Here is a 776-nt window from a genome sequence, read left to right as displayed (position 1 = left end):
TGACCATAAGGAGACATTGGAAAAAGGGCATTATAACGCCCAAAGCAGTGAGCACCATTTGGCAGAAGTCAACAGTGATGGAGATTTGACCATTGTCACAGGTGGTGATCTTAACCTTGGGGGAAAGTTTAAAGCCAAGGGCAATGGGGATTTCACCAGTGGTGGCGCTCTCAACGTGGTTTCAGAGCAAGATTTTAATAGTTTTGATTTGGATCTGAGGGGCAAAGAAGGCGACAAATCGAAGCAAAAGAATAAGTTTCGTCAACAGTCAACAGAAGTTACTACAAACAAAACCACGATAGAAACAGAGGGCAACCTCTCCATGCATGCGCAAAATGGGGATCTCACGCTTGATGCGGCAGGGCTATCAAGTGGTGGTCAGACGCATTTGGCATCAGATACGGGAAAAATCAAGTTTCTGACCAACAAGGATCAAGATTTTAAGGATGTTTATCAGCGTAATGAAAACCTTGTGTGGTGGAATGAGAGGGACAAAGGCTATCTGAAGGAGACCATCGAGCATGTCACCATAGATGCTAAGGGTGGCATAAAGCTTGATGCGGGCGATGGCTTTGTTGTTGAATATGAGGCAACCGGTGATTTAGACAAATCTCTTGAACAATTATCTCGCTCCCCAGGCATGGCATGGATTAAGCAACTGCGTGATGATCCAGAATTATCCAAGCAAGTTGATTGGCAAGCAGTGAAAGCTGAATTTAAAGACTGGGATTATAAAGCCCAAGGGCTGACAGAAGCTGGCGCTGCTATCGTGGCCT

1 protein-coding gene is annotated in these 776 nt (G+C 45.4%); it reads left to right on the top strand.

All coding sequences use genetic code 11. The features are described 5' to 3' along the window. On the top strand, nucleotides 1-776 hold a 776-nt coding region (locus ACFIKU_RS10010), incomplete at both ends, for a hemagglutinin repeat-containing protein (protein ID WP_375657419.1).

Source organism: Bartonella sp. CM120XJJH (assembly GCF_042194715.1).
Lineage (GTDB): Bacteria > Pseudomonadota > Alphaproteobacteria > Rhizobiales > Rhizobiaceae > Bartonella.
This window is presented reverse-complemented; position numbering and strand designations above follow the sequence as displayed.